Origin of the sequence: Noviherbaspirillum sp., assembly GCF_036846085.1 — a bacterium.
Lineage (GTDB): Bacteria > Pseudomonadota > Gammaproteobacteria > Burkholderiales > Burkholderiaceae_D > Noviherbaspirillum.
The window spans coordinates 1-9,270 of sequence record NZ_DAIUCO010000221.1 but is presented as its reverse complement, the minus strand read 5'-3'; the positions used below and the strand labels follow the sequence as shown (position 1 = coordinate 9,270).

Here is a 9,270-nt window from a genome sequence, read left to right as displayed (position 1 = left end):
GGGCACAGGGATAACGACACGATGGCGCAAGACCTGCACACCGGAGACACCCGTTTCGCCGAACTGCAATGGCGCGACCGGCCGATACGGCTTGAATATCAATTCGTCGGCGTCCGTAAATCCGCTTATCCGGTCGTTGTCTTCCTGCATGAGGGTCTTGGCTCCATCGCCCTCTGGAAGGATTTCCCGGCCGAATTCTGCGCCGCCAACCTCTTTACCGGCCTGGTTTTCTCGCGCTATGGCTACGGCCGCTCCACGCCGCGCCCACAGGAAGAGCGCTGGCCGGTGGACTTCATGCACCAGCAGGCGCATGACGTGCTGCCCACCCTGTTCGACCGGCTCGGCCTCGACAAGCCGTTTCTGTTCGGCCACAGCGACGGCGCGTCCATCAGCCTGCTGTACGCCGCCCGGTTCCCGGGACGCGTCAGCGGGATTGCGGTGGCGGCGCCGCACATCTTCGTCGAGGATCTGACCATCGACAGCATCCGGGAGGCCCGCGAAGCCTATCTTCACAAGGGCGTGCGGGAGCGTCTGGCACGCTATCATGACGACGTCGATTCGGCGTTCTGGGGCTGGAACGACATTTGGCTTGACCCGGCATTTCGGGCATGGAATATTGAGGCCGAATTGCCGGGCATCGTCTGCTCTGTACTGGCCCTCCAGGGAGCCGATGATGAGTATGGCACCCTGGAACAGATTTACGGCATCCGGAGAAAGGTACCGCAGGCGGAACTCGTCGTCATTCCGGACTGCGGTCACTCGCCGCACCGCGACCAGCCTGAAGCCACCATGAAAGCGGTTGCCGGCTTTATTTTGCGTTCGATGTAAAGTACCTACCAACAACAAGCAAGGAGACATGTGTGAAAACCACTTTCAAGCTAACCGTCGCCGCACTGGCGGTCGCCACCCTCGGTGCGGCCGGACAGGCCGCCGCGCAGAACAACGCCCCCATCAAGGTCGGTTTCATGCTGCCCGCCACCGGGACCTTCGCCAACCTCGGAGCAATGATCGAAAACGGTTTCAAGATGCATGTCGACGAACAGGGCGGCAAGCTGGCAGGCCGGGAAGTCCAGTATTTCAAGGTGGATGACGAATCCGATCCCGCGAAGGCAACCGACAACGTCAACAAATTGATCAAGCGCGACCAGGTCGATGTGCTGGTCGGCACCGTGCACTCCGGCGTCGCGCTGGCCATGGCCAAGGTGGCGCGTGAAACCGGCACGCTGCTCATCGTCCCGAACGCCGGGGCGGACGTGATTACCGGCGCGATGTGCGCCAAGAACATCTTCCGCACCTCCTTCAGCAACTGGCAGCCTGCATTCGCGATGGGCAAGGTCGCCGCGGAGCGGGGACACAAGCGGGCGATGACGATCACCTGGAACTACGCGGCAGGCAACGAATCCGTCAAAGGATTCACCGAGGGATTCGAAAAAGGCGGCGGCAAGGTGTCGGACAATCTGACGCTGCCCTTCCCCAACGTGGAATACCAGGCCCTGCTGACACAGATCGCGTCGCAAAAGCCGGATGCGGTGTACGCCTTCTTCGCCGGCGGCGGCGCGGTCAAGTTCGTCAAGGATTATGTCGCGGCGGGCCTGAACAAGACCATCCCGCTGTACGGACCCGGATTCCTGACCGATGGCACGCTGGAAGCGCAGGGCGAGGCGGCGCAAGGCATGTTGACCACGCTGCACTACGCCGACAACCTCAACACCCCGCGCGACAATGCTTTCCGGCTCGCGTTTGCCAAGGCATTCAAGACGAATGCCGATGTGTACGCGGTGCAAGGCTACGACGCGGCGCAGCTCCTGGCGACGGGCCTGAAGGCGGTCAATGGCGATATCAGCAAGCGGGACCAGTTGCAGGAAGCGATGCGCAAGGCGAAGATCGACAGCCCGCGTGGCACCTTCAGCCTGTCGGCTGCCCAGAACCCGGTGCAGGATATCTACCTGCGTCAGGTGAACGGCAAGAACAACGAAGTGAAAGGCGTTGCGATCAAATCGCTGGCTGATCCTGCACGCGGCTGCAAGATGTAATACCGGCGACGACGAGTCCTTAGTTCGCAGGGTGCGACCGGCGCACCCTGCGGAATTCCGGCTTACTGTCTGCAATAGAATCCATGCTCCCGGTGCGGCGGGAGACTGTTTGGATGCTGACCCGACCGCCGCACATCAACTAACCCGGCAACAAGCCCCATGGATTTCCCAACCTTCCTCGTCCAGTGCCTGAACGCCATCCAGTACGGCCTGCTGCTGTTCCTCGTGGCGAGCGGACTGACACTCATCTTCGGCATCATGGGCGTGATCAACCTCGCCCATGGCAGCTTCTACATGATCGGCGCCTATCTCGCCTTCTCGCTCGCGCCGCTTTTCGGCGACCAGTTCATCCTGCAACTTCTGGCCGGCGTGGCGCTGGCGGCCATCTTCGGCTACCTCCTCGAATGGGTATTTTTCAGTTACCTGTACCAGCGCGATCACTTGCAGCAGGTCCTGATGACCTACTCGCTGATCCTGGTGTTCGAGGAAGGCCGCAGCATCCTGATCGGCAATGAGGTACACGGCGTCAAGGCGCCCGACTGGCTTTCCGGCGGCATATCGCTGGGCGGCGTGATGACGTATCCGATCTATAACCTGTTCGCCTCGGCGGCCTGCCTGGTTGTCGCGATCGGCCTCTACTACGTCGTCAACCGTACCAAGCTCGGCATGATGATCCGGGCCGGCGCCAGCAACCGCGACATGGTGCGCGGCCTCGGCATCAACATCCGGCTGCTCTACCGCACCGTCTTCGCCGCCGGCGTCGCGCTCGCGGCGCTGGCCGGCATGATCGCCGCGCCCGTCACGTCGGTGTATCCCGGCATGGGCGGCCATATCCTCATCATCTGCTTCGTGGTCGTTGTGATCGGCGGCATCGGATCCATTACCGGAGCGCTGATCGCCGCGCTTCTGGTGGGATTCGTCGACACCTTCGGCAAGGTTTTCTTCGCGCAATTGAGCGGCATCGGCGTCTACCTCTTGATGGCCGCGATCCTGATCTGGCGTCCGGAAGGCCTGAAGAGCAAAGGCTACTGACATGAACACGACTTCCCTCGCCGCCACCCGCATCGGCACGCCCCGGCGCTCCAGCCTGGGCTGGCTCGCCCCGGTGTTCGTGCTCGCCGCAATGGCGGCGCTGCCTTCGGTGCTCTCGTCCTACATGCAGGACCTGGCACTGACGATCATCGTCTACGCAATCTTCGCCCTCAGCCTTGAACTGCTGGTCGGCAAGGCCGGGCTGATCAGCCTCGGGCATGCAGCGTTTTTCGGCATTGCCGCCTACGTCACCGCCCGGCTGTCGCCGGATGCGGCCGCCGGCTCGATCGCCGTGCTGCTGCCGCTCGCCGTTCTGGGCGCTGGCGTCTATGCGCTCGCCGTGGGCGCACTCAGTCTGCGTACCAAGGGTGTCTATTTCATCATGGTGACGCTGGCCTTCGCCCAGATGGCCTACTTCGTGGTCCACGATACGCCGATCGGCGGCGGCAGCGACGGCATCTACCTCACGCTCAGGCCGGCCCTCGAAGTCGGCGGCAAGACGCTGATCGACCTCGACAAAAGCGGCCACCTGTATTTTTTCGCGCTGGGGACACTGGCGGCCACCTATGGATTCCTGGCGATGCTCGAGCGTTCGCGCTTCGGCCACGCGCTCGCCGGCATCCGGGTCAATGAGCAGCGCATGCGGGCCGCAGGCTTCAATACCTATTACTACAAGCTCGCCGCCTTCGTCATCGCGGGCATGCTTGCCGGGCTGGCCGGATTTATCAAAGCGACGAAAACCGGATTCGTGAACCCAGAAATGTTGTCTTGGCATGAATCGGGAGCGGTGCTGCTGATGATCATCCTCGGCGGTCTCGGCAGCTTCCGCGGCGCGGTCATTGGCGCAGTCGCTTTCGTGCTGCTCAAGGAGTTCTATGCCTCGGAAGCGATCTTCGGCGCGTTCGCGCATCGCTGGCAACTGACGCTCGGACTGACCATGATCTTGTTCGTCGCCCTTCTGCCGCACGGCCTGATCGGCATCGGACAATGGTTCGCCAATGCGGTAGGCAGGAAGCCGGCGCGCGGAAAAGCCGGTCCGTATGGAGAGAAGAAATGAACCCGACGCACGCCCCTGCTCTGCTGCAAGCTTCCGGCCTGACGCGCCGCTTCGGCGGCCTGACGGCGGTGGACAAGGTGACGTTGAGCCTGCATGCCGGCCAGGTCCATGCTGTGATCGGGACCAACGGTGCCGGAAAATCAACGCTGATCAACATGCTGTCGGGCGAAATACCGGTATCGGCAGGCAGCATCCAGCTCGCCGGCGAGGATATCACCCGGCTTCCCCAGCCAAGGCGTGCGCGGCTTGGGATCGGCCGCAGTTACCAGCGCACCACCATCTTCCCGACGTTCAGCGTGCTGGAAAACTGCCGCCTGGCGGCGCAGGCTGCCTTGCAGCGTCCGTGGAATATCTGGGAATCGGCGCGCGAATGCGCTGCCAGCAATGACATCGCGCATGAAGCACTGGAAGCGACCGGCCTCGCGGATGCCGCCCATGCAAATGCCGGCAGCATGAGCCACGGCGGCAAGCGACAACTCGAGATCGCGATGTGCCTGGCGACCCGCCCGCGTGTCCTGCTGCTTGACGAGCCCCTCGCAGGCATGGGCGCGGAAGAAACCGACCGGATGCTCAACATGCTGGCACGCCTGAAGCAGACCCATGCCGTGCTGCTGGTCGAGCATGACATGGATGCCGTGTTCCGCGTCGCCGACCGCATCACCGTCATGGTCAACGGCGAGGTGATCGCCAGCGATGCCCCGGAACAGATCCGCAACAACCCCGCGGTCCACGTCGCATACCTGGGCGATGCCCATACCTGAACCAAGGCTCCATCGTGCTGCAGATCACATCACTGAACACCTATTACGGCGACAGCCACATCCTGCAGGGCGTGAACCTGCAGATCCCGGCCGGCAAGGCGGTCGGCCTGCTGGGCCGCAACGGCATGGGCAAAACGACGATGATCCGATCGGTCATGGGCTTCGTTCCCGCTGCATCCGGCAAGGTTGTGTGGCATGGCAGGGATGTGACGGGGCAGGCGCCGGAAAGAATGGCCCGTCTCGGGATCGGATATGTGCCGGAAGGCCGCGGCATTTTCCCCAACCTGTCGGTGCGTGAAAACCTGATCATGAGCGCCCGGCCGGGTCCGTCCGGTCGCCGCGACTGGACCTTCGAAAGGGCGCTCGATACCTTTCCCCGGCTGAAGGAGCGGCTTGACCACGGCGGCCAGCAATTGTCAGGCGGCGAGCAGCAGATGCTGTCGATCGGCCGTGCGCTGATGACAAATCCCGACCTGCTGATTCTGGATGAAGCGACTGAGGGACTTGCACCGCTCGTCGTGAAGGAAATCTGGCGGGTGATTTCGCAGATCCGCGAAACAGGTATCAGTACCCTGATCGTCGATCGCAACTACCGGGCCGTACTGGCGCACACCGATCTTGCCGTCGTGCTGGAAAAGGGCCGGATCGTGCTTGAAGGTGAATCCGCGGCGCTGATGGCATCGCCGGAGCAACTGGTGGGCTATCTGGGTGTTTGACTACTGCTGCTGCAGTTGACCGGCAACCACGGTGCCCAATGAAAAAGTGCCGCGATCAACGCGGCACTTTTTACTTTAGAACCAATTCCCGTTCGGGAAAGCGTTCCGGACTCAGACCTTCCTGCGGCGCAGGAAAGCCAGGCCGGCGAGCGCCATCAATGCCATTGTGCTTGGCTCCGGAACACCGGTGGTCGGAACGATACCAGTGACGGTGAATTGGGAAGCATCCGGGTTGCCGGCGACGGCGAAGAGCGAACCGATCAGACGCTGACCATTCGAGAAGTCGACGAATGCGGTTGCACCGATCAAATCATTGCCGAATGTGGAGAATGTGCTTGCACTGTCGATATCGATATTCCAGCTGAATGTTTCGCCGGAATCAAAATCATTGAAAAACAGATCAAGGATCTGCGCACCGTCGGCAACGATAACCGGCGCGATCAGACCTGTCGTGGTGCCTGTAGCACCGACTGCCGAAAACGGAGTTGGGCTTTGAGGGCTGGGATTGCAGGGGCCGCCGTTGGCGGTATCGAAGCAGTATGGGCCGCCGGATGGGATGGTCCCGAGATTGAGGCTGAATCGGGTTACTGTTTCCCCGCCAGTCGAATTATTCGTAATCGAATACGGATTGTTGAACGTATCGCCATCAATGATGAAGCTGAGGGATGGGATGGCTTGCGCAGCGCCGGCAGCCAAGGCTGCGATGGAAAACACTGCAGAGGAGATTAATTTTTTCATATCGATTCTGAAAAGCGGTTGGATAGAGTCCAAGCAGCACATCTTCTTGGGCTAAGTGGTTGAGATTTGTGCAACAGTTCTCTCTTAGCAATATCGGTGCCAACGATCGATAGATTATTTTCTCGTGCAACATCAATGACTTCGGTCACGGCGCAGGTTTGAACATGAGCGAATCGCTTGCACATGTAAGGTTTTTCGACAACGTACGCAAGCAAATCAACCCCGAAAAGAGCGATCGCGCGGGTGGGAATAAAACGCCGTGCCGTCGTGTTTGCGGAATCATTTCAAGCGCAGCAGCACGCCCCAATACTGGCGGTTGAAATCCTGACGGCGGCATTTCTGCCGCAGGGAGCAATCAGTTTCGCTGGACCGGCCGGTTTCGATGACACGATGACTGCGTGACAGCACACCGGCTTCATTCAGTTTCAACGTCCGCCGCGTTACCGACTGCATCACATTGCCGCCGATGGTGTCGAACTTGCGGGCCGGGATGTCAACCTCAACCACCACGTCGCAATGCGATGCGGTGATAAAACCGGCCGCCCTGACCGCCGCCTGCCACGCCGAAAAACTTTTCAAGGGTGGATTGCTGCGCGAATAGCACAGCAAGTCGCCCACGCGCGGTCTCGCGCGATGCGGGTCGCAGGCATGGTAGGCGTAGTTTTGCATCGACTCGAAGGCAGGCGTGATGTAATACGAATGCGTCGATGAATAGCGGAACTGCTGTTCCGCGAGGCCGGCGTGGTGCATCAGGTAGGAAATGAAGGCTGCGGACCAGGGCGAGTCGTTCAGGGCGGCACGCACGGCCGCCTCACGCAGCGCAGTACCGGCGGCACCCTGGTGCTTGTCCAGTTCCGGGAGCAAGGTGCCGAGCGCCTGTTCCCTGGCCGGCGCCTGCGACGCCGGATCATCCAGCAGGCCGGGTACAAATACGATCTTGCGGTCGGCAGTCTCGCCCGGGACCTTCCTGTTGAGCGTCACCCAGTATTCCCATACACGCCGCCAGGCGAAGCGCCCCGGTGTTTCCGCCGAGCGGCGGCCTGATTCCGGGTTCAGCAACAATTCCGTTTCCGACTCCACCGCGCCGAAGCGAACCAGATAACCGTTCGCATCGATGCGATGCCCGCCGAATTCACGATGTTCGCGGACGGCAAGGTCGGCGATCCGGTTACCGAGCGGGCTGGTGGCGCCGTCATGCCGGCATGCGGCATCCATCGCGGATACGGACAGATGCGAAAGGCATGCTGCGGCCAGCGCCAGCCGCACGGCATTGCCGAATTTATGTCGCATCGAATGCCGCCCTCACCGCTTCGAGCCGGGCGCGATTCACGCCGAAGTCCCGCCGCCCAAGCCGCGACGCCGAGCGCATATGAATGACACCGCCGCCCGTGTCCACAACAAATTCCACATCATCGACAAATCGCAGCCACTTCGTCCGGAATTCCGCCCGTAGATATCGGGGTTCCGACACCACGACGGTTGCTCCGTCCATGCCGGCGACAATTTTTTTCAGCTTCGCGAAGGCCGCGGACGGGTCGCCGGAAAACTGAAGTGGAGCGATGACGTGGTTCGGTTGATGCGGATGCAGTGAAGCCTGGCTGGATACGACATTCTGCGTATCCGGGCCAGGTGCCTTCAGCATCCCGTTGCGTACACCGAGATCGCCAGGCGATGTGCCGGAAAGCAAATTCATTTGTCCTGCCAGTACCACCGCGACGGGCACTCCCACCACGACTGCGGTTATGAAAATCATCATCTTCCTGCGCATTTGTCGTCCAGGCATCATGTTCCAGGCTCCGTGCCGGCCACGGCCAGGCGATCATAGCAGAGTGGATTTGCGTTGCGCCGATCATAATGCCCGTCCGAACGAACCTGCCTCTTGGTAAAATCCGCGCATCACGCGGGCATCAATCCCGTCGGCAATGAAAGTCAACACAATGCGCTTCCTGCATACCTCCGACTGGCATCTTGGCCAGACCCTGCACAATTTCGACCGCACCTATGAGCACCAGTGCTTCCTGAACTGGCTGCTCGACACCATCGTTGCCGAGCAGGTGGACGGCCTGCTGATCGCCGGCGATGTTTTCGACAACACCAATCCGTCGGCGTCCGCGCAAAAGCAGTTTTACCGTTTCCTCCAGCAGGCCAAGGCCGCTGCCCCGCACCTGAATATCATCATCACCGCCGGCAATCACGACTCGCCGGGCAGGCTGGAAGCCCCGGCGCCGTTGCTGGAAGACATGGATATCACGGTGATCGGCCAGGTCCGGCGTCTTCCCTGCGGAAACCTGGACTTCGACCAGCTGATCGTGCCGTTGAAGAACCGGTCCGGAGCGGTTGCGGCCTGGTGCCTTGCGATTCCGTTTTTGCGCCCGGGCGATGTGCCGCGCATCGAGACCAACGGCGACCCGTACATGGAAGGTATCGCGCTCGTTTATCAGGAAGCGCTGCGGCATGCGCTGCTGCGCCGTACGCCTGGCCAGGCGATCGTTGCGCTCGGGCACTGCCACATGGCCGGCGGCGAGACCTCTGACGAATCCGAGCGCCGCATCGTGATCGGCGGCGCGGAAGCGCTTCCGTCGCGCATGTTCGATGCGGCGATTGCCTATGCCGGGCTCGGCCACCTGCATCTCGCGCAACGCGTCGGCCGGCAGCACCATCTTCGCTACTGCGGCAGCCCGTTGCCGATGTCGTTCGCCGAAGTCAACTACAGCCACCAGGTGTTGCGCGTCGAACTGGACGGCGAATCGGCGCGCGAGATCGCCGAAATCAAAGTGCCGCGCGCGGTGGGATTGCTGCGCGTCCCGGCCAGGCCTGCGCCGCTGGACGACGTGCTCGCCGCACTCGCCGCCCTCGAATTGCCGGAAGTAAGCGACCCGCAAGCCCTGCCTTATCTCGAAGTACGGGTCCGCCTGGACGCCCCCGAGCCCGGC

General features: G+C 61.7%; 10 protein-coding genes. 7 read left to right on the top strand and 3 right to left on the bottom strand.

Going from position 1 to position 9,270, the window contains the following annotated elements; genetic code table 11:
• Window positions 1-21 precede the first annotated feature (21 nt).
• The 6 genes from V7080_RS20265 (at window position 22) to V7080_RS20240 (ending at window position 5,599) form a co-directional block, all read left to right on the top strand.
• Window positions 22-828: an alpha/beta fold hydrolase gene (locus tag V7080_RS20265; protein WP_334190199.1), complete on the top strand. Its 807-nt coding sequence runs from the start codon at window positions 22-24 to the stop codon at window positions 826-828.
• Window positions 829-893: 65 nt separating this feature from the next.
• The gene (locus V7080_RS20260; protein WP_334190198.1) at window positions 894-2,033 is read left to right on the top strand and encodes an ABC transporter substrate-binding protein; all 1,140 of its coding nucleotides are present in this window, start codon (window positions 894-896) and stop codon (window positions 2,031-2,033) included.
• A gap of 159 nt (window positions 2,034-2,192) precedes the next feature.
• A complete protein-coding gene (locus V7080_RS20255) occupies window positions 2,193-3,065 on the top strand; it encodes a branched-chain amino acid ABC transporter permease (RefSeq protein WP_334190195.1) in 873 nt (290 codons plus the stop codon).
• 1 nt (window position 3,066) lies between these two features.
• The gene (locus V7080_RS20250) at window positions 3,067-4,122 is read left to right on the top strand and encodes a branched-chain amino acid ABC transporter permease (protein WP_442947261.1); all 1,056 of its coding nucleotides are present in this window, start codon (window positions 3,067-3,069) and stop codon (window positions 4,120-4,122) included.
• Window positions 4,119-4,883 carry an ABC transporter ATP-binding protein gene (locus V7080_RS20245; RefSeq protein WP_334190194.1) on the top strand — a complete coding sequence of 255 codons (765 nt, stop codon included), beginning with the start codon at window positions 4,119-4,121 and terminating at the stop codon, window positions 4,881-4,883. Before V7080_RS20250 ends, V7080_RS20245 begins: the two co-directional genes overlap by 4 nt.
• A 14-nt stretch (window positions 4,884-4,897) precedes the next feature.
• Window positions 4,898-5,599: an ABC transporter ATP-binding protein gene (locus V7080_RS20240; protein WP_334190193.1), complete on the top strand. Its 702-nt coding sequence runs from the start codon at window positions 4,898-4,900 to the stop codon at window positions 5,597-5,599.
• Window positions 5,600-5,710: 111 nt separating this feature from the next.
• On the opposite strand, the gene V7080_RS20235 is transcribed toward V7080_RS20240, so the two are convergent.
• From V7080_RS20235 to V7080_RS20225, 3 genes are all read right to left on the bottom strand, one after another.
• A complete protein-coding gene (locus V7080_RS20235) occupies window positions 5,711-6,337 on the bottom strand; it encodes a PEP-CTERM sorting domain-containing protein (RefSeq protein WP_334190192.1) in 627 nt (208 codons plus the stop codon).
• A 279-nt stretch (window positions 6,338-6,616) separates the two neighbouring features.
• On the bottom strand, window positions 6,617-7,627 hold the full coding sequence (locus V7080_RS20230; RefSeq protein ID WP_334190191.1) for a DUF2272 domain-containing protein: 1,011 nt from the start codon (window positions 7,625-7,627) through the stop codon (window positions 6,617-6,619).
• Entirely contained in the window at window positions 7,617-8,090 is a 474-nt protein-coding gene (locus tag V7080_RS20225; protein ID WP_334190190.1) for a DUF1499 domain-containing protein, read from the bottom strand. The genes V7080_RS20230 and V7080_RS20225 overlap by 11 nt, the downstream gene beginning before the upstream one ends.
• Before the next feature lie 184 nt (window positions 8,091-8,274).
• Between V7080_RS20225 and sbcD the strand changes: the two genes are divergently transcribed.
• The coding region (sbcD, locus tag V7080_RS20220; protein ID WP_334190196.1) for an exonuclease subunit SbcD at window positions 8,275-9,270 on the top strand (996 nt) is incomplete at its 3' end.

What these genes read in the sequence shown, in the direction of transcription:
- V7080_RS20265 (WP_334190199.1), top strand. Translation starts at nt 22, where the DNA reads ATGGCGCAAGACCTGCACACCGGAGACACCCGTTTCGCCGAACTGCAA.
- V7080_RS20255 (WP_334190195.1), top strand. Translation starts at nt 2,193, where the DNA reads ATGGATTTCCCAACCTTCCTCGTCCAGTGCCTGAACGCCATCCAGTAC.
- V7080_RS20250 (WP_442947261.1), top strand. Translation starts at nt 3,067, where the DNA reads ATGAACACGACTTCCCTCGCCGCCACCCGCATCGGCACGCCCCGGCGC.
- V7080_RS20245 (WP_334190194.1), top strand. Translation starts at nt 4,119, where the DNA reads ATGAACCCGACGCACGCCCCTGCTCTGCTGCAAGCTTCCGGCCTGACG.
- V7080_RS20235 (WP_334190192.1), bottom strand. Translation starts at nt 6,337, where the DNA reads ATGAAAAAATTAATCTCCTCTGCAGTGTTTTCCATCGCAGCCTTGGCT.
- V7080_RS20230 (WP_334190191.1), bottom strand. Translation starts at nt 7,627, where the DNA reads ATGCGACATAAATTCGGCAATGCCGTGCGGCTGGCGCTGGCCGCAGCA.
- V7080_RS20225 (WP_334190190.1), bottom strand. Translation starts at nt 8,090, where the DNA reads ATGATTTTCATAACCGCAGTCGTGGTGGGAGTGCCCGTCGCGGTGGTA.